The 21,090-nt window shown below is 23.1% G+C and carries 17 protein-coding genes; 16 read left to right on the top strand and 1 reads right to left on the bottom strand.

The annotated features are described in order from the left end of the window. Positions 1 to 7 precede the first annotated feature (7 nt). From SLITO_RS05935 to SLITO_RS05435, 8 genes are all read left to right on the top strand, one after another. A complete protein-coding gene (locus SLITO_RS05935; protein ID WP_075058754.1) occupies positions 8 to 946 on the top strand; it encodes a DHH family phosphoesterase in 939 nt (312 codons plus the stop codon). After that, entirely contained in the window at positions 947 to 1,549 is a 603-nt protein-coding gene (locus SLITO_RS05930) for a thymidine kinase (protein WP_075058753.1), read from the top strand. Between the two features lie 9 nt (positions 1,550 to 1,558). Further along, entirely contained in the window at positions 1,559 to 2,650 is a 1,092-nt protein-coding gene (gene prfA, locus SLITO_RS05460) for a peptide chain release factor 1 (RefSeq protein WP_075058752.1), read from the top strand. Further along, positions 2,640 to 3,452: a peptide chain release factor N(5)-glutamine methyltransferase gene (gene prmC / locus SLITO_RS05455; RefSeq protein ID WP_075058751.1), complete on the top strand. Its 813-nt coding sequence runs from the start codon at positions 2,640 to 2,642 to the stop codon at positions 3,450 to 3,452. Before prfA ends, prmC begins: the two co-directional genes overlap by 11 nt. Position 3,453: 1 nt before the next feature. Beyond that, positions 3,454 to 4,737 carry a hypothetical protein gene (locus SLITO_RS05450; RefSeq protein ID WP_075058750.1) on the top strand — a complete coding sequence of 428 codons (1,284 nt, stop codon included), beginning with the start codon at positions 3,454 to 3,456 and terminating at the stop codon, positions 4,735 to 4,737. Positions 4,738 to 4,828: 91 nt separating this feature from the next. After that, positions 4,829 to 6,919 (top strand): hypothetical protein, encoded by a 2,091-nt coding sequence (locus SLITO_RS05445; protein ID WP_075058749.1) that lies wholly within the window; start codon positions 4,829 to 4,831, stop codon positions 6,917 to 6,919. Positions 6,920 to 6,928: 9 nt separating this feature from the next. Beyond that, positions 6,929 to 10,042 carry a hypothetical protein gene (locus SLITO_RS05440; RefSeq protein WP_075058748.1) on the top strand — a complete coding sequence of 1,038 codons (3,114 nt, stop codon included), beginning with the start codon at positions 6,929 to 6,931 and terminating at the stop codon, positions 10,040 to 10,042. Between the two features lie 108 nt (positions 10,043 to 10,150). Then, on the top strand, positions 10,151 to 10,345 hold the full coding sequence (locus SLITO_RS05435; protein WP_075058747.1) for a hypothetical protein: 195 nt from the start codon (positions 10,151 to 10,153) through the stop codon (positions 10,343 to 10,345). Positions 10,346 to 10,378: 33 nt separating this feature from the next. Here the strand turns inward: SLITO_RS05435 and SLITO_RS05430 are convergent, their stop codons facing one another. Then, complete coding sequence (locus SLITO_RS05430) at positions 10,379 to 11,509, bottom strand: hypothetical protein (RefSeq protein WP_075058746.1); 1,131 nt, start codon at positions 11,507 to 11,509, stop codon at positions 10,379 to 10,381. Between the two features lie 309 nt (positions 11,510 to 11,818). On the opposite strand from SLITO_RS05430, the gene SLITO_RS05425 reads away from it, so the two are divergent. From SLITO_RS05425 to SLITO_RS05390, 8 genes are all read left to right on the top strand, one after another. Then, a complete protein-coding gene (locus SLITO_RS05425) occupies positions 11,819 to 12,454 on the top strand; it encodes a hypothetical protein (protein ID WP_075058745.1) in 636 nt (211 codons plus the stop codon). A gap of 57 nt (positions 12,455 to 12,511) precedes the next feature. After that, positions 12,512 to 13,273, top strand: coding sequence for a hypothetical protein (locus tag SLITO_RS05420; protein ID WP_075058744.1), 762 nt, complete (start codon positions 12,512 to 12,514; stop codon positions 13,271 to 13,273). Between the two features lie 272 nt (positions 13,274 to 13,545). Beyond that, positions 13,546 to 13,902, top strand: a complete 357-nt coding sequence (locus tag SLITO_RS05415) for a hypothetical protein (RefSeq protein WP_075058743.1) — start codon at positions 13,546 to 13,548, stop codon at positions 13,900 to 13,902. Positions 13,903 to 13,961: 59 nt separating this feature from the next. Next, complete coding sequence (locus tag SLITO_RS05410) at positions 13,962 to 14,306, top strand: hypothetical protein (protein WP_075058742.1); 345 nt, start codon at positions 13,962 to 13,964, stop codon at positions 14,304 to 14,306. 125 nt (positions 14,307 to 14,431) lie between these two features. Further along, on the top strand, positions 14,432 to 15,421 hold the full coding sequence (locus SLITO_RS05405; RefSeq protein ID WP_075058741.1) for a hypothetical protein: 990 nt from the start codon (positions 14,432 to 14,434) through the stop codon (positions 15,419 to 15,421). A gap of 1,303 nt (positions 15,422 to 16,724) precedes the next feature. Beyond that, complete coding sequence (locus SLITO_RS05400; protein ID WP_075058740.1) at positions 16,725 to 17,219, top strand: DDE-type integrase/transposase/recombinase; 495 nt, start codon at positions 16,725 to 16,727, stop codon at positions 17,217 to 17,219. Positions 17,220 to 18,485: 1,266 nt separating this feature from the next. Next, a complete protein-coding gene (locus SLITO_RS05395) occupies positions 18,486 to 19,121 on the top strand; it encodes a TIR domain-containing protein (RefSeq protein ID WP_075058739.1) in 636 nt (211 codons plus the stop codon). Further along, on the top strand, positions 19,121 to 20,080 hold the full coding sequence (locus SLITO_RS05390) for a caspase family protein (protein ID WP_075058738.1): 960 nt from the start codon (positions 19,121 to 19,123) through the stop codon (positions 20,078 to 20,080). Before SLITO_RS05395 ends, SLITO_RS05390 begins: the two co-directional genes overlap by 1 nt. The last annotated feature ends 1,010 nt before the right edge of the window (positions 20,081 to 21,090 follow it).

The raw sequence follows: 21,090 nt of genomic DNA, 5'->3' as shown, positions 1-21,090 counted from the left end.
GAGTTTTATGGATATTCTAGTAGAAACAATAAATAAATATGAAAATATTATAATAGCAAAACATAAAAGTCCAGATTGAGATGCTCACGGTTCTGCTCACGGTTTAAAACATATTCTGTTAAATAATTTTAAAAATAAAAAAATATTTGTGGTAGGATGAGATATTGAAAACAAAGCTGTGGAACCTGATGAATTAACCCTATCAGAAGAAATAATCACAAAGTCATTATTAATAACTGTTGATGTTGCAAATTATGATAGAATAGACTTTGATAGAATAGATTTAGTAAAAAATATTTTTAAAGTAGATCACCACATAGAAGTAGATAATTTTGCAAAAGATAAACTAGTTGATTCAACTGCAATTGCTTGCACTCAAGTAATTACACTATGAGCAAAAGAAAACAGTCTCAAAATTCCAAAAGAAGCTGCATATTACTTATACTATGGATTGATTACAGACTCTGCTAGATTTTTATATAAAAATACTTCTTCAAAAACTTTTGAAGCAGCAAAAGTTTTAACAGAACAAGATATAGATATAATAAAAATTTATGAAAATCTTTATTTAAAAAATTTTGAACAAGCGAAATGAAATAGCAAATGTTTTCAAAAGATAATTACTCTATGCAATAAAAAAATTGCTTATCTGAAAATAAAGAAAAAATATTTTAAAAATAAAAAACTGTCAGAACATGAAATAAAATCTTCTTTATCAATTTTTGTAAATATAAAAGAAATTGAGATTTGATACATAGCATATCAAAAAAAAGATTCAAAATCAATTAAGGTATCAATCAGAAGTAGAAAGTACGATGTCAACAAAGTGGCTAATGAATTTGGTGGTGGCGGTCATATACTTGCTTCTGGTTTAACTTTAAAAAATTGAAATGAAATAAAAGTACTAAACAACAAATTAAAAGAATTAATCAACGAGGATAAATAAATGAGCTATATCTTAAATTTAAAAAATAAAAAAGGTTGAATAGAGTTAATAACAGGTTGTATGTTTGCTGGTAAGACAGAAGAATTTATTAAAAGGCTAAGAAGGTATCAATACGCAGATCAAAATATTATTGTTTTTAAACCTGCGATTGATAATAGATATAGTGAAAAAGAAATATATTCTCATTCAAGAATGAATATAGATGCAATACCAGTAAACAACAGCGATGAAGTAAAAAAAATATTTGAAGAAAATGATAAAATTAAAAAAATTGATGTTGTTGGAATTGATGAAGTACAATTTTTAGATGAAGGTATAGTTGATTTGCTTGAACAATTTGCTAGTAATCAAATAATTGTTGTAGCAAGTGGATTGGATAAAGATTTTAAAAATAATCCATTTAAAAATGTCGACAAGCTTTTGGTCAGTGCTGAATATGTCGACAAGCTTACTTCAATATGTCATAAATGTGGCGGAAATGGCACAAGAACACAAAGAATAGTAAAGGGAAAACCTGCTAAAGCAGACAGTCCTCTAATTGATATTGCTGCAAATGAAAAGTATGAATCAAGGTGTAGACATTGCTTTGAAGAGCCAAAATAGGAGATAAATATGAATGCAAAAACAATTGAAGCACTTAATGTAATTCAAAAAAGAGTAGAGATAATTGATGAAAAACTTCAATCTGATGAAACAATGAGGGATATAAAACTTATGACCGAACTTAATAAAGAAAGGTCAGCCCTTGAAGAAATGTATAGTAAGTATCAAGAGTATAAAGTGCTAAAAAATAATTTTGATGAAGCAAATTATATTTTAAAAAATGAAAAAGACCAAGAATTAAAACAACTTGCAAAAGTTGAAATATTAGAACTAGAAGAGAAGTTAGAAGTTGTAGAAAAAGAAATTGAATTATTACTCTTGCCAAAAGATCCTAATGATGACAAAAATGTTGTTTTTGAAATTAGGGGTGCAGCAGGTGGAGATGAAGCAAATATTTTTGCAGGGGACTTATTCAGACTTTATACAAGATATGCTGAAAAAAATAATTGAAAAATAGATATTTTAGAAGAAAGTGAATCTACTGCGGGTGGGTTTAGCCAAATATCTTTTATGGTAAAAGGTAATAATGTTTATTCTAAAATGAAATTTGAGTCAGGAAGTCACAGAGTTCAAAGAGTTCCAAAAACAGAATCTAAAGGAAGAATTCAAACATCAACTGCAACAGTAGCTGTTTTACCTGAGATATCAGATTTAGAAATAGATATAAAACAAACAGATTTAAGAATAGATACATACAGATCTTCGGGTGCAGGTGGACAACATGTTAACACTACTGACTCAGCTGTTAGAATAACGCACTTACCTACTGGAATTGTTGCGTCATCTCAAGACGGTAGAAGTCAACATGATAATAAAGATAAAGCTATGACAATGTTAAGAGCACGTGTTTATGAAGCTGAGTTAGAAAAAAAACAAGAACAAGAAGCAAATCAAAGAAAAAATGCTGTTGGAACAGGCGCAAGAAGCGAAAAAATAAGAACCTATAATTATCCACAAAACAGAGTAACTGATCATAGAATAAATTTAACTTTAGGAAAATTAGATTATGTAATGGAAGGTAATCTCGATGAAATAATTGACGGTTTAATAAAAAATCATCAAAAAGAAATGATTGCAGAACAAATCGAAAATGATAATTAAAGATATAAAAAACTCAATATTAAAAAATATTGATAGTCAATTAATAAAGAATATACTAAAACACGTCTTGAAAAAAGATGTTTTTTTTGATGATGACAAACTCACAGATAGTCAAATTTTATTAATTGAAAACATAGTAAAAAAACTTAACAAAGGTTATATGCTTGAACATATATTAGGATATAAATATTTTTATAAAAATAAGTTTTTTGTAAATAAAAATGTTTTAATACCAAGAAAAGAAACCGAACTACTGGTTGAAGAAGTTTTAAAAAATAATTTAAAAAATAAAACTATAGTTGATCTTTGTTGTGGCTCAGGTTGTATTGGCATTTCAATTGCCTTAGAGCAAAAAGATTGTAAAGTTTATCTCGCAGATATTTCAAAAAAAGCACTAAAAATAGCTAAAAATAATATTAGCAAGTATGATTTAAGCATTAAATTATACAAAACTAACTTTTTGAAATTTTTATTTAAAAATAATATAAATCCCGATATATTGATAATAAATCCTCCGTATATTGATAAAAAAGATAAAACAATTGATAATAAAGTAAAAAAATATGAACCTAAAATTGCATTGTTTGCAAAAAATGACGGGCTATATTTTTATAAAAGTTTATTAAAAAATATTGATAAACTTTATTCATTAAATCAAAACCTAATAATATATTCAGAATTCGGATATAACCAAAAAGAAAAGCTAGAAAAAATATTTGAGATAAAAAGAGTAAAATATAATATAGAATTTAAAAAAGACCTATCGAATAATTGAAGATATTTTATTTTAAAAAAGGACTAAAATGAAAGAAAATTTTGAAACATGTAATAAAATTAAAAAAAGTACGGTATTTAAAATGGCTTTTGTTTTTTCATTGCTATTAATACCACAATTTTTGTTTATTGCAATAATGTATCTAAATGAATCCTTTTCAGAGTATGGAAAACATTATCAAGTGCTTGAATCATATTTTGAAGATTATTTTTTACCTTCACATCTTTTAATATTGCTTGCTGCATGAGTAAGTACAGCTGTTTCTTTTGTGGCAGTTATATTTATAATATTTATGAGAAAAATCTTAAATCGTAAGATATCTAAGAAATACAAACACATCATTATATTTGCCTTAGCATCAATAATAGTAATTTCATTTATTATAAACTCAATATCTGAATATAATTATTCAAGATTTCATCAAATGTATTCTTATTTAAGTAACTCAGATTTAGACATAAAAAATAAAGAATTAAAAGATTTAGTAGATGTTTTTAAAACAAATTATAAAAATAATATTATATTTGGATGGACTTCAGACACAATGACATGATGGTTGTGTCTAGTTAAGGTTATCATTTCAATAATTTATTTCTCTTTTTTAAGTAATTCACTTGAACATAAAAAAATTAATAAAGAATATACTAAAAAAAATTTTGAACAAGAAAAGATATCAAATATTTTATCTAATTTATCTCTTAATAATAAAAAAAATATTTCATTATGAATATTATTATCAGCGATTGCTGTTTTTATACCACATTTTATATACGTAATATCGATTTCTCTTCACGATACATCATTAAACTCAATGTTGAATTGAACTTTTAATGGTTTACAATTGCTAAATAAAACTACTGCTTTTCAAAGTAGCTCGCAATTTGCAATTAAAAGTCTTCCAATAGTTATATCAGGATTTATGATTGCAACAATGAGTGTCATAAGTGTTATATACATAAAAAAAGAGGAAATTAATTACAGGTTTTTATTAATTCAATTCATAATTTTATTCATTGAAGTAATTTTATTAATTAGTATAAACACCTATTCTATGCATAAATTAAATGAAATATACAATTACTGAAAAGAAAATGATTATAGTAAAATGGTAAGCTCGAATAGTTATTTATCTAATATTTTAGGAGACTCATTTTTAAATGAAGATGGTTCAGTTAAAGATTTCTTCTTGTATGGAATTAAATATGTATCTCATGCGATCATTACATTTGGTTTATTTATTACTTCATACATAATTATTGGAACCAAATTACTTAAAAACTTTAAAAAGAGCAATAAAATTAACAATATATAATAGCAAACAACAATACTAAATACAAGAGTTTATTAAACTTTTCAGCAAAAATTGTGGTATAATTAACTTAGTAAATAAGGGGGTGCGCGCTATGTATATAAATCCATTTGAAAGAATGAAAAAACAAAAAGAAGACGAGGCTAAAAGGCTAAGAGAAAAAGAAAAAGAAAAAGAAAAATACATACGCTTAGGTGCTCAAATGGGCTTTGTTGAAGATAAAGCAGTTATACCATCTTTCATTAAAACTATGATGGATGATACACAAAAAGTTTCAGTGCCACCTTTTATAAATGCTGATCAAACATATAATAATAATAATAATAATAATTTTAATAGCAATCACACAAGTATTTCTTCTAAAATAGGTTTCTCAGACAATAACCAACCTAATTTAAGCGAATCTTATCTTTATCAAAATATAAATAGTATGAATAGCAATCCACAGCAAAACATATCATTACCACCTTTAACAAATCAACAAATGCCTGGGGGAAATAATAACTATATACCTCAAACAAATAATTTAAACCAGGTGCAAAGAAATAATTTTGATAATAATAATTTCAATCTAGGTAGTTTGAATAATACTATACCTCAAAATAATATGAATGGTTTTAATCCACCAATAATGGACAATATGATTTCTAACAGCCTTAATAATAATGCATTTGCAAATCAACATCAATCAAACTTTGAGACTCCTATAATTCAAAATTACAGTAATCAAGAATTTAATAGTGTTTCAAACAAAAAATCTAATGAAGTGAAAGAATTTAAAAATATAAAACCGTTTTATAAAAATGAGGATTCTGAATTAACAAATGACTTATTAGACGATCCTTTTGATAGAGATATCATTGAAGATGGTTATACATCTCTTACTCTAAGTCAATTTAAAGATCTGTTTGATAAACCTGATCTTGAAAATAAAGTAATAATGATACCTGTTGATAAACAAGATAACAAAAAAATAACTAAGTATATAAAAAATAATTTAATAAATAACTATAATGTTTTCATAGATATATCAGAAATTTCAAAATATAAAAGACCTTATCGTTTCTTTTTAAAACAAATAGTATCAAAACTACCAATAAAAATGGAAGTAGAAGATAGAATTGAACTCTGAGAAAGAGTTGACTTAATGTTTAAAGCAACGAGCTGAGGAAAATCTTCAAATTTTGAAGAAATAGAAGAAATGTTGGATGAAGTATTTATCGTAAAAGATCCAATAGATATGATATGTGAAGAGTTTAGTAACTTATTTGAATCTTATGACTTTGACAGAATTATAACTATATTTGTTGAAAACTTTATCCCAATAGACCCAAGTTTAAAAAAAGGATTTATTGAGTTCTTTAATAAGATTGTTGTTAAAATACCTCAAATAAACCTTACATTTATATCAGAGACTGAATTTTATAATAAGTATGCTAATGAATATATATTTGATTATGTAGATATTCTTATTAAAATGAAGAAGAAGAATAATGGAGATGAAGTAACAAAAGAAAATGTTAAAAAAGATAATGAGATTGATCGTTCAGGGTTTAGTTTAAACGACATTATCCAAGGAAATTTTGAAAGAGACTTAATTGATACTAACAACTTCTCAAATAATAAACCAGCTCATGATTTAAATATTAATTTAAATCAAGTTGAAAATAGTCCGTTACCTTTTGTAAACACGACAATGAACCATAATATAGGAAATAGCCATAACCAAAATGAAGGATTTAACACGCATTCCTTAAGAAATGATTCATTAAATAATATAAGTCAATTTCCAATAGGTCAACAAAATATTCAACCAATGAATAGATTTGAAGATGATAGTGAAGAACCAAGTAATTTTAATTTATTAAATAATAATAAAATGAGAATAGATGTCTCAAAAGTATTAGAAAAAAGACAGTTAGAAATTGATGTAATGAATAAAAAAGAAGAATTGGCTGCTCGTAAAAAAGCTGATGGCCCAATATTTAGAACTGAAATATTGGCAAACAATTCAAACAAAGAATCTGTTGAAAATAAAAGTTTCAACCTATGAGATCAACACGAAAATAATAAAGAAGTTGCTCAGATAAATATTCAAGATACTTTGCATATGCAAAGGAAGCAAGAGCAAGGTGAAAATATGTTCTCAATAAAAGGAAGTAATTGAGATAATTTAAATAAATAGGAGGTATATATGTTTTCAGTATTTATAATAAGTGCTTGGTCTATTGTTATAATTTCTTCATTAGCATTGATTACATTTCTGACACTTTCATTAATTTTGACATTAATTGCAAAAGTTTCAGTGTTAATGAAAATTTATGACATATTATCAGGCCACCCATACTCTAGTGTGGTTGGGGATGATAGCAAATTTATGGTTAACTTAAAAAATATGTCAGGCAAAGAAATAGGTGCTTTTATTGCAATAGCAGTACTTATGGTGATTGCAATAAGTCTAATAATTATTTCAATTATTGAATTAGTTAGGCTTAAGAAAAAACAAAAAATATCAAAACCACTTATTAAAGGTTATTTATTAGTATTAATAGTTGTATTTATGTTATTAAGCCAAGCAATATTGTTAATAGTTGCAGGAACATTAGTATTAGGATTAATAATGCTTGAATTTGTCTTATTTGACAATGACGCATTAAATAATTATGCAGAAGAACGAAACCTTATTTCAATAAACAAAGAAGAACGAAAATTTGAAAGAGAGGTAGCTAAAGAGGGAAAGCAAAATGGCAACGTGACTTTAAAAAAACAAAAGTCAAAACTCGCAAAAAACAAAGTTGAGCGAATAAAAAAAATTGATAAAGACGCGTTGCCAAACACAGATATGAAATTAGATATAAAATTAAGAGCTAAACATGAGAGATGAAAAAAACAAAGAGACTCTCTAGTTAGCTTAAGAGAGCAGATACTTAACTCTAAAAACACTACCGAAGAAGACGTTCTTAATAAATTAATTAAAAACTTTAATTTTAAAGTTAAAAAAATTAATGGACTTGCAAAAAAATTATCAATATCAGATCAATATTACATTGAATATTTAGTCCAAGATTCTTTTATAAATGAAGTTATTAAAAATCCATCAACATTTGAAAGCATTGAAAATATTGAAGTTGAAAACACTTTAGAAGATGCCTACAAAGAATATGATGAAAATACCAAAACAATTGAAGAACAATTAAATATAGATACTTTTACTACACAAGAAATTAACGAATTTGAAAGTGTTTATCCTGAATTCAATCCAAATGGAAGATTTGATCAAAGCTTAGGTGATGAATTTATAAAAGAAAAAATGGCAAGAGCTATTAATATGGATTTATCAGAATTAAAAGTTAACGACGATGATAATTTTAAAAATGATATTTTAGATGAAATCGATTTTGATCAACATGGAATATTAACATCAATCAAAGATGATTATAATAAAGATGAAAATGTAGATTCAAATAATGCAAATACTTTTGTTAGACCTGAAACAAAACTTGATACAAACTCACCATCAGTTAATGCATTGGGAGAAAAATTTGTTAGAGAAAAAATGGCAAGAGCTATTAATGAGGATGTTGAAAAACTTACTGAGTCTGAATCTAATGAGTCAATCGATACAAAAAACATTTTTAATGATTTTAATTTAAATCAATCTTCAAATTATGATAAATTTAATCAAGAAGAAAAATTACAAAAAGAAACAAAAGAACAAAAAGTTGAAAATATTGAAACAACTTTTGTTAGACCTCAAACTAGACTTGAAGAAAATCAATCAAATACTTTTGTAAGACCTGAAACAAAACTTGATACAAACTCACCATCAGTTAATGCATTGGGAGAAAAATTTGTTAGAGAAAAAATGGCAAGAGCTATTAATATGACACATGATCTTTTACAAGAATCATTGTCTAATGATTCAATCGATACAAAAAACATTTTTAATGATTTTAATTTAAATCAATCTTCAAATTATGATAAATTTAATCAAGAAGAAAAATTACAAAAAGAAACAAAAGAACAAAAAGTTGAAAATATTGAAACAACTTTTGTAAGACCTCAAACTAGACTTGAAGAAAACAGATCAAATACTTTTGTAAGACCTGAAACAAAACTTGATACAAACTCACCATCAGTTAATGCATTGGGAGAAAAATTTGTTAGAGAAAAAATGGCAAGAGCTATTAATATGACACATGATCTTTTACAAGAATCATTGTCTAATGATTCAATCGATACAAAAAACATTTTTAATGATTTTAATTTAAATCAATCTTCAAATTATGATAAATTTAATCAAGAAGAAAAGTTACAAAAAGAAACAAAAGAACAAAAAGTTGAAAATATTTCAAATACATTCATTAGACCTCAAACTAGACTTGAAGAAAACAGATCAAATACATTCATTAGACCTCAAACTAGACTTGAAGAAAATCAATCAAATACTTTTGTAAGACCTGAAACAAAACTTGATACAAACTCGCCATCAGTTAATGCATTGGGAGAAAAATTTGTTAGAGAAAAAATGGCAAGAGCTATTAATATGGGGTTAGATAATTTAAATAATGTTAGTGTATCTACAATATCTTCTCCAAAAAATATAATGCAAGATTTTAATTTAAAAAATACAGATGCTTATAAAAATTTTAATCAAGAAGAAAAATTACATTCAGATAACACTAAATTAGTTGAAGAAAATAATTTAAATGTTGAAACTGTTACAAACAGTTTTGTTAGACCTCAAACTAGACTTGAAGCAAGCAAAGAAAATAATAAAGTGGTTTCTGAAATATTTAACAACAACAATAACTTTGCTAGTCAAAACACAATTAAAACACCATTGCCATTTAATAATATCGACACAATTTTTAATGATTATAACGTTAATGAAAAAAATATTAATGCAAATTTAAATTCTATTAGTTCTAATAAAGATATAAGTAATGAATATAAAAAAAATATTTCAATAGATTATGATAACGAAGTTGAAAACTTAACTTTAGAAGCAGACTTAAAAAATATTTTAAATCTAGATGGAGATAATAATATACCATTAAGTAATAATGAACAAAATGGATTTAAAATGGATAATATAGAAAATAGAATTAACAATATAGAATTAATTCTTGAAAGATTAACAAATCAAACATCAAACAAAGAAGAATTTAAAGAAGAATTTAATGTTATATTAAATAAACTTGATAATCTAAATAAAGAACTTGCTGAAAAATCAAGTTATGATACAAAAAAAGACCCAAGTATATTATTTAAAAAATATCAGTATAATAAAAAAAGAAACCATTAATTTCAATATGTAATAAAGATATGGTAAAATAATATTGTGCTATTGTTAAAGAGGTTAAAAGTTTCAACTTTTAATTTTTTTATAATTAAATTAGATTGGAGTAAACATATGACAAAAGACGAATTTAAAGAGAGAAAAGCTAAGATTGATGAAAAAAAAGCTAATATTGAAAATAACTTAAAAAAATGTAAAGAAACAATTAAACAAGCAAAATTAGAATTTAAAAATGGGAAACATGACTTAAAAAGTATTAAAAACGAAATGAAAATACTTAAAAGTACAAGAAAAAAACAGTCTTTATAAAATAAAACGCTCTTCAGAGCGTTTTTTTATTAATTAATATATTTTTTTAATTATATTTGGATATTTTAAATTAAGATCTTCATTTATTTTTTTATATGAAAAATCTTTTATCTGTTTAAAATAGTCTTTTTTTGCATTTGCTTTTTGTTTATTTTTAAAGGCTAGTCCTATAAAAAATAAACCTATAATTAGAAAACTGAAAAATATAACTGCTATTTTTGATGCAATATTTACACCATTTCCTTCTTTTAAATATGCCATTTCTGCTCTCGTAACTACAATCTTACTTAATTTAACATTTTCACTTGATGAGTCTATTCCTCTATTAATAGAATCTCTTAAAAAATTATGAATAAAATATAATTCGTATGAATTTAAACCAGCAAATATTTTATTATCAACAATAACTTCTTTTTCTCTTTGTTTTGGTAATTCTGTTAAGTTTAGTGTTACTTCACTTATTTTAATATCTTCTTTAACTTCAGGTTTTGGAAGACTGAAATAATTAAAGCTTGGTGCTGGTTCTTCTACTTTTATATCTGGTTTTTCAAAAACACTTGCAGGAACAACCTGTTTTGTTTCTTCTAAAATTGGTTGTTTTTGACTTTGTATAACTGGTTTAACAGCAGGTCTAGTAGTTGTTTTTGAGTTATTATTTTTTAAATTAATATTGTACTCTCTTTTAACTTCTCTTTCTTTTTTGTCAAACTCTAATTTTCTACCAGTTGCAACTCAATTGTTGTCAATCATACTTTCAATGTTAGAATTTTGTTTTTCATAGTTGTTTCTAATTGGTTGAGGTTGACTAGTACTTAGGTTTTTTGAAAAAACCATAGTATAGTTTTTTTCTTTAAAAGTTGAATTATCAACTTCACCTTTTAATTTAATACAATCTTGATAATAAAGTTGAAGCAACAAATATTTAGTTGTTGGATTAGCAACATATATTGGTGGTGCAGTGTTATAAAAATGTTGAACACTAAGACTTTTATTATTTTTTATAAGACTTAAAACATCTATCATTGCTTTGCGTGTAACATCTGAATTTATATTAGACTTGTAATCATATCCACCAGTAGAATTTATAGATCTATTTTTCAAAGAATTACTTTGACAATAATCTGCTCAATCTACAAAGTTTCTTGTATTACTTTCTCCTCACATTATAAACACCCCTTTTAAAATAATTATAATATATTCATTATTAAATGTATAAAAGGATTTATTATATAAAATAAAAACCATTAATAAATTTTATTTTAATTGGTGTAGTAAATAGTGCAAATATTTTTTATAATAAGTATGAGAATTGCAATATTAATTGATAGCAAAGCTTATTATTTTATAAACTATATATTTATAAAATATAAAAAAAACATAAAAAATTAGGAATTAAACTTTGTATAAATAAAAATTATAAACATAAAAAAATGTTTATGAAATATTTAACATAAACATTATAGATAGGAAAATATGGAATTATACAACAAAATTAAATGACAAGATGTTTTTAAGTATTTTGTTTATTTAGATAAAGTATTTTGTTACAACAAGTTTACAAAAGAAAACATAAAAATAAAAAGTAAATACAAATTAACAATAATTGAAAAAGAAAGTTATAAACTAAGGTTCAATAAGTATTTATACTTACTTGAAGTTCTTCATACATTATTATTTAACCAGTCTATATTTGATACAAATAGTTTTTTTGCAGGGGAACATGGAGTTATATTTATACCTTCTCATAATAATCTCTCTTTATTAGATTTGCAAGAAGCTAAAAGATTAGATAAGGATTTAAAAACTTTAACAATTAATATAAAAAAACTATGTAATTGAATAGTGGAATATTATGGTGAGCTAAATGATGAAAAACTAGTCAACGTAAACATAGAAGACCCACTATGAATAAAGTCTTGATATAATATGTTACAAGAAATTAATTATGATCATGATAAATTAAATGATGATATGTTAACTTTTAAACTAGATAATTTGTTAGGTAATGAAAAGAATTTAGATTTATATTATTATATAAATTTTAAATTATTAAAAAATATCAGAAGAAAACTATTTAAAAACTTAAATAAAGTTACATTTATAGAATAAAATGGTAAATAATTTATATTTATAAAATATAATATATTTATTAGAAATGAGAATACTATGCAAGACAATATTAAACCATTAAATTATGAAAAAATTATAATTACAAGAGTAAATGAAATCTATCAAAACATAAAACAAAATATTAGAGATAGTTTTAAAGTTCCAAAAACAGTAACTGCCTTTTTTGAAGAAGTATCTACTTTAAATAGTTTAGAAGAATTAGAAAAGTTTGGTGAATGTGTTAATGCTTCAATAAAAGAATGAAAGCCTATTAGTGATAATCAAGATGAAATTATAATTGTAAATCACATATTATCAATTATTAAAAATTCAATAGTTGTTTTAATGTCAATAAATACTAATTTAAAAAAAGAAGAATTAGAAACAAAAATAATAAAAACAAAAAAAGGGATAGATATTTTAATTACAACAGCAGTCCAAGCTTTGGGTATTAAATTTAGTGAACTATGTTTTAAATACAATGAATTAAAATTAGAAAATGATAAACAGGAAATTTTTAAAAACTTTAACTTATGATTAACTAAAGTGGTTGAACAAGATTCAATGCTTGCTTTTTCGATGTTAATAGAAAATATGCTATCATTTATCGAAAACTATAAACAACTAAATAACAAAATAATTAATGTTGTTGATGATGACATGAGTCAGTCAAGAGTTCAAATTTTTATGGACTATATTGAAACTTATTACTTGTTAGTTTTCTTGCTAGAACTTGTTTTAACATATCCATTACAAGAAGGGTTGATGAATCAAACAACATTTAATAATATGTTACCTAACATAAACTTATATAAATAACTATTAAATGTATTCAAACTAAAATTACAATATTAAAAAAACAAAAATGACGTATTTTTGTTTTTTTGTAATTAATTTAAAAAATAAAATTACACTTTTTTAAATTAATAAATTATGAAATTTATTTCATAATTTATTATAAAAACCAATATTTAAGATTCTTCAAAACGCAATGATAACATTTATATGGGACAATTAAAAAAATAAAAAATATAAATATTTATGTTCCTTTATTTTTTATAAAATAAACAAAAAATGGAAAGGTTGATAAAATGAATAAATTAGCAAAAGGAGGCATCATTACTTCTCTAGTTGGTGCAGGAGTATGTTTTATAATTGGATTAGTTGGACTAATAGTTGGTTTAAATGATAATAGACTAGTATTTAGCATTGGTGAAAGTATGGTAATACTAATTGGAACATTGTTAATGATTGGGCCGATTATATTTATAATATTAGCTTCATTATCTCTAATTAAAAAAACAAATCGTTATAGATTAACGTGTGGAATTGTTTCAACAATCTTTACAATTTTAGGAGGTTTTGCTTTCTTTATTCCTTCAACCTTATTCTTAGTTGGTGGAATACTTACACTTTGTGGAGAAACAACAACTAAAAAGGATAATTAAATTTATAAATATTATTAATATAATTTTATTTTTATAAGATTATAGAAAGGTATGTTTAAATGGACAAAAAAGTAAAAGGTGGAATTATTACTTCAATTGTTGGAGCTTCTATTTGTTGTGTAATTGGCATATTTGTATTTCTTATTGGTACTGTTACTGTTACATTATTTGCAAATTTAGGTACTGTAATTATAACTATTATTGGTGCATTGCTATTAATAGGACCAACCTTTGTAATTATTTTTGGATCACTTGCATTAGTAAAAAATTCTAATAATTTTAAAATAGTATGTGCTATATTTTCCTTATTATGTATAGTTGTTGGTTGAATGGCATATTTTATTCCAGTGGTCTTATTTTCTCTTGGTGGTGTATTAATGCTTTGTGGAAAAATTGCAAAATAGAATTGTTTCAATAATTTAAATACACATTAAAAAACTTCATTTACTTTTAAATGAAGTTTTTTATATATGTTTATTGTTCACTTTAAAAGTATTATAATTATTTTAAGATTTATAAAGGGTGTAACATGAAAGAAGAAGTTTATAAAAAAATAGATTTAGTGTTTAAAAAAGATAAAGACTTATTGGGATTGATTAGAGACTATTATAAATTATCAATAGCATTTAGATTTTTCTGCTTATTTGGAGCCTTATTGCTTTTGTTTGGTTTACTTTCTATGTATATTTTAGAATCTGACCAAGATTTATCAATAAGTCTATTTTATGTTGGTGTTATACTCTTGGTTGTTGGTTTAAACTTCTTTTTAATTGCATTATTGATATTTATATGTGGAAAAAACAAAGGTAGAAAATTAAAACTTATCAAAATGCAATTCTCAGATAATAAAATGGATGATATTTATAATTTAGTATTTATCAATAACTTCAAAAATGAAGAGCTAACAGATTTAAAAATTAATTTTAATATAAATGAAAAAACATTAGTTGTTAAAAATAGTTTAGATTTTATATATAAAGATACTGAAATATCTTTTATTATTGACGAGCCAATAAAAGTTAAAACAAGAGATTTATATACTGATCTTAGTTCAGAAATAATAGTTTGATTATTAATATGAATATGAAAACCTCGTTATGAATGTTATGACAGAATTATTGTTAAAACTAAAAGATTTGATAATACATTCAATGGATTAGAAGTAAAAAAAGCAAAAAAATTTGATAAGAACTTTCAAACAGAATCAATTGAATTCAATAAAAAATATGATATAAATCTAAAAACAGATGATTTAAGAGCTCCTCTTTTCTTAACTCCAAAATTGATTGACAAATTAGTAAATACATCAGACCCAGATTTCGATGTTTTAGGATATAAAGATAACTTATATTATGTAAGATCTAGAATTACAAAGGGATATGCGCTAGAACAAATAGGTGTAATAAATTATGAAAAGGTTAAAAGCTATAGAATTTTTAGACGAGAAATGTATAAAAAAATTATGCAAGACTTTGAATACTTAAATAATTCATTAAGTATAATTTCTGCTATTATTTAATAATCAATATGTAAAATATCATTAAAGTAGACAACCTTAAAGAGATCAAAGTATTTAAAATTTTTAAATACTTGTTTCTACAGAAAGGGCGTTTTTATACAAAATTAATAGACAAAAGATAAAATTAATAGCAAATATTTTTTTGCTTGTGAAAAAAGTTTCTAAAATTATGAAGAATTAAATTTTAAAAATAGGTAACCAAAAAATAAAACAATGAGTAAAAGATATAATATTAATAAAGTAGAATGCAAATTATACAATTTGTCCTATGAGGTTAATGTTTATTAAAAAAAAAAAAAAAACATTAAAAACGTAATTTTTAAAGAAAAAAATAAAGTTTTTGGAAAAGCAATGCATATAACACAATTTATTTGTTAATTTGCTAAATATTTAAATAAAGAAATAAAAATTAAAAAAAAACTATCTAAAATAAAAAGTATATATAATTATAAAAAGCCATAAACTTAATAAATAAATTATCAAAAAGCAAATAGATCTTCTTTTTCGTGATATGTAAGTTCTTGGATTAGATATGTTTATAATATTAATTTCAGTTACAAAATAATAAATGAATTAAAAAAATAATTTATTTTATCTAGATAAAATTAAAAGTGACTCAAAAAATACTTACCAAAGAGTAAAGGTTTTACAAACTTAATAAAAAAATTTAGCATACGATATAACTTTCAAAAAATTGGTATGAGTGTTTCTTATTTTTGTTTATAATTAAAGTTTTAAAAGCTAAAAATTTTTAATAGTTTATTTACAAATGGTTTAACAGAGAAGTAACTAATTATAGTTTTAAATTATTAAAAAAACTGAAAACTTATTAAAAAAACTGAAAACTTATTAAAAAAACTTTTGGTGAAGTAAATAGGAAAAAATAAATTCTACACTAGAAAGAGGTGTAGACTTTTTTATGTCAAAAAATTTAACTATTGAACAATGAGAGAGAATAATAAATGTATTTAAAACAGAAGGAATAATAAAGGCAGTATCTAATTACAAAAAATTAAAAGAGAAATTTAAATATTAATATTAAGGCTAGAATATTAAAACTCCATAGAACTTCTTTTTATAAAAAACAAATTTTAAGAATTTATAAATTGGATTATTTAAAAAAAATAATAGTAAAAATATTAATTGACTCAAAATTTATTTATTGAAGTAGAAAAATTGCTATTTTACAAGGTGAAGCAGGCATTACAATCAATGATAGAACTTTAAGAAATTATATGATAAGATGAGGATTTTTTATTAAAACAAAAAAAGTCAGGAGTTAAAAAATACAAGTATAAAATTTGTGGACTTAATAAAAAGAAATTTAAACCCTGAAATGGATAATATAATTGCAACAGATGCATCATATATTCCTAGATTAGTAAAAGGAAATAATTTTTATCTTTCTGCAGCAATCAGTCATAAAACAAAGAAAATTGAGTCTTGGTTATTATCAGATAAAAATGATTCTGAATTAGTTGTAAACACAATTAAAAAAATTAATAAAACTAATTATATCTTGCATTCAGATCATGGCACTCAATATTCAAGTGAAAAAGTTCAAGACTTATTAAAGAGACTTAATTGTAAAACACCCATGAGTAGAATTCGTAGCTCTCTTGACAATAAAGAAATTGAGTATTTCTTTGGTTGTTTAAAAGGAGAATATTTAAATCATATATCTACTTACAAAATGAGTTACAATGTAATAAATTATCATATTAATTGGTACAACAATGAAAGAATTCAAAAAACATTAAATTGAAAAACGCCAACTAGTGTCGGTGTTAAAATATAATAATTGTAGAATTTATTTTTTATTTTCCCTTTAAATAAATGAAATTTATTAATAAATATAAAGTTAATAATTTAAACTGATTGAGGAATTGCATACACATATTATGCTGTTAATTATGTTATTAAGTTATATTTAAATATTATTTTATTAATTTATGAATCATGATTTAAACATAATGCAACAACATAATCTTTAAATAATTAATATAAAAAGTTTTTTTTGCACAATATCATAATAAATTTGAAAGTTTTCCAAAATTTAAATTATTATTTGATTAATTTATAATTAAAAAGAAGAACTTGCAAAATTATTTATATAATAAAGAAATAAACCACTATTATAAAATATTTCGATAGATCTAGTTATATCTCAATATTAAAAACTAATAAATTTATAAAAAGAGACAAACTAAATACACTAAAAAACTTGCTTTAACAATATAAAACCATATATAGATTAAATTGAACTCAAAAAAACAACTCGTATTTTATAGATAATCTAGTTAAAGTGAATTATAATGAATAAAATTCTTTTGTTGGAATTAATGATAATATTGTAAATTATAGTTAGATAAGTTTAACTATAAAACAAATTTAAATTATAAGATTTTTTATTATAAGACTTAAAAATAATTGTGGGTTATAATTTTGATAAGTATGAAAATTCAAACACTTCATTAAATTTATTTAAAGAAACTAATAAGTAATCAAAACTTACTGAATTTAATAAAATAGTTCAATTAAATTTGAGTTAGCATTTTCATGCAAAAAAAAAAAAAAAAGAAAGTATTTAAATAACAACAACGATATAACAAACTTAATATAAAAAATAGCATTTAAACGTAATAATCTATCCAACAATTTTAAATAGATTAATTAAATAAAAGTTTTTTTAAAAAATTGACCTACTTAAGTTTCTTAATCGTTTTTATAATCTTCATATTTATATACTAAATAAAATTAATGACATCTATAAATAAAATAAAAATAATTTTGCTAATTTTAGATTTTCAAAAAACATTTAATATTTTATTTTTTTTATTAATTTATAAATAAAGTTTTAGATCAACTATTTTATACTCTTTTAGTCTTCAATATTCGTCATTTTGAATAACATAGATTTTGGCATATGCATTTTATGTAAAGTATTTTATTTTATTTTAGTTATTGATTTTTTACTGATACTTGTTGCATATAATTATATTTCTCATGTGACCTATATATGATATTATTAAAATATAGATAAATTATGGAGAATGTGATTGTAATGAATAAACATAAAGTATTTATAAGTTTCAAATACGAAGACATTAAGTATGTTAAAAGACTTTTAAAATTAAACGAACAATATGAAATTTTTGAAGATTATTCAGCTAATGATGGTGATATTGATGATAGTAATCTCTCAGATGAACAAGTTAGAAAAATAATAAGAGATGAATATATAAAAAGTTCAAGTGTTATGATTTTATTAATTGGCAATGAAATGAGAGAAAGTAATTTTGTAGATTGAGAATTGTTGGCATCAATGACTGATTACCCAAATTACCCATCTACTGGTATTTTAATTATTCAATTACCTTCTTCACCAATAATTAATCGTTTAAATTTCTCAGACATAGTAAAAGAAGTAGTAAATAATAAATTTCCCGATACTATTTGAACACCATTAGAAAGAAATCAAGACATATTAAATAGAGAAAGAAAAAATTTACCTATTAGACTAATTGATAACTTGTCAAAAGATGATATTAAAATTGATATAATTAATTGAAATGATTTAGATTTATCAACATCTTACCCAAATATTAATAAATTACAACAATTAATAGATTATGCATTTAGTAATAGAAAACAAAAATATAATATTTCAAGACCAATGCAGGGAAGGAGAGTTAAATAATGAGAAAAGCTTTGATAGTTGGAATAAATGACTATAAGCATGTAAACCCTTTAAAAGAGTGCATTAATGATGCTAAAAAAATTGCAGAATTATTAAAAAAAAATTTTGACAATAGTCGTAACTTTGATGTTGAATTAATAACAAACTCAAACGAACTAACAGTAAGTAAATTAAGTGATAAAATAAATGAATTATTTGCAGGAGATAGTGATGTTGCTTTATTTTATTTTTCGGGTCATGGTTTTATTGATTACAATTCAGATAAAAGTTATTTATGTACATATGAAACAGATGAAAATAATCACGGGTTGGAAATGGGTGTAGTTGAAAATATTATTTCAAAATCAAACGCTAAAAATAAAATTGTATTTTTAGATTGTTGTTATTCTGGCATGATGGGAAACACTAGAAATGAAAATGGCATTGCAAAAAGCTCTATTTTGTATGATAATACAACTTATTTGACCGCATCTAAAAAGGATGAAACTTCAGTCGAAACAAAAGAAGGGGGTATATTTACAAATCTTCTAGTGGAAGCTTTATCGGGTAGTGCTTCTGATATTTTAGGAGTTATAACCCCTGCAAGTATTTATTCATATATAGATAAGTCATTAGGAGCTTGAGATCAAAGACCTATTTTTAAAACATCATCTTCAAAATTTATTGATATAAGAAAAGTAAATCCACAAATTGACATAAAAATAATAAGAAATTTAGTTAAATATTTTGAAAAACCAAGCAGCAAATATTCTTTAAATCCAAGTTTCGAAGAAACTAGACAAGAACATAAAAAAGAAAATGTAATTATTTTTAAAGAATTGCAAAAGTTAGTTAGTGTTGGCTTAGTTAAACCTGATGATGAAGAATATATGTATTATGCTGCAATAAACTCAAAAAGTTGTTCATTAACTATGTTGGGGAAAAATTATTGAAAATGAGTAAATGAAACTAGAATTTAGATTTATTCATTAATATTAAATGTGCCATTTCAAAAAGCACATATAAATTTAATATAAAAAATTGATACATTCAAACTCATTATTCTTATTGCTAAATAAATTAATGAAAATATTTAATTTTGTTTGTTGTCATTTTTTAATAATATAAAGAACTAAAAAACTATGATATTGCTAACTCTCATTTTTAAATAATGTGATAATTTCGTACGTATAATATTTATAAAGGTTTTATAAATAAAGGATTTTAATAATTCCCTAGCTTTTTTAATTAACCAAGAGTTACTATGTTTTAATTTGTGTATAGCGTTTATTTCATAAATCATTATAAGAGCCAATTTTATTTAACTCATCTCTTTAATCTTTGACGCAACCATGTTATAAATTATTCTAGAAACATTTATTTTATAATTTTTTTCCTTTAGGTATAAATTAAAATTGTATATATTACACCAAATTAACGTATATTTTTTATTCTATATTATTACTCTTTTTTCAAGGCACTTCAAAAAAACTCTATATAAACATATTAGTTAATTTGCAACTCTTTATATTTAAGTTAAAATTAATGATCATAAATTTATATGTATAAGATTTAAACTCTTAACTATCTCCGGATTAACAAAACTATCTTTTTTAAAACTCAAACTATCAACAATATTTGAAAATAATTTAGCAATAAAGGATATACATTTCGAAGTTTATTTGATTAATTCATAATTTTTTTTATTAATTTTATAAAAACTATATGTATAAAGTGTAGGTTTATTAATAACTTTTATGCTATGTAAACACTAGGTGCATAAGCAATTTTTTAATTCTGTATTTAATTTTATTATGTTTAATACTATCAGCTTTTTCTATGGAATTTATTTTTTTATAAATAAATTTGTAATTATTTATTTTGAAATTTGATAAAACTATATATTTCCTTATTTTTTGTTTAAGCATATATATTTTTTAAAATACAATGTTCACCACCAAACTTAATGTTCTACTTAATTTTAAAACTT

Source organism: Spiroplasma litorale, assembly GCF_001267155.1.
Taxonomy (GTDB): domain Bacteria; phylum Bacillota_I; class Bacilli_A; order Mycoplasmatales; family Mycoplasmataceae; genus Spiroplasma_A; species Spiroplasma_A litorale.
This window is presented reverse-complemented; position numbering and strand designations above follow the sequence as displayed.